Source organism: Streptomyces sp. NRRL F-2664, assembly GCF_000719345.1.
Classification (GTDB): domain Bacteria; phylum Actinomycetota; class Actinomycetes; order Streptomycetales; family Streptomycetaceae; genus Streptomyces.
On the sequence record NZ_JOFX01000613.1, the window covers coordinates 1 to 229 of the forward strand.

At 72.1% G+C, this 229-nt stretch carries 1 protein-coding gene; it reads left to right on the plus strand.

Translation table 11 applies throughout. The features are described from left to right. Positions 1–229: RHS repeat-associated core domain-containing protein (locus IF89_RS0137210; protein WP_030778501.1), on the plus strand; the 229-nt coding region annotated here is incomplete at both ends.

Consider the following 229-nt stretch of genomic DNA (forward strand, 5'->3'; position numbering starts at 1 on the left):
TGCCCGCGCCTACACCGACTACGGCCGGGAAACCGGACCCGACGGCACACCCGCGCCCGCCGCGCACCGAGCCGCCGACCCCGCCGCCAACCCCTTCCGGTTCGGCGGCGAGTACGCCAACACCGAGAACGGCACCGACTACACCCCCGCACGCCTCTACCACCGCGAAACCGGCCGCTTCACCACCCGCGACCCCCACCCCACACCCCTCAACAAATACCAGGCCTTC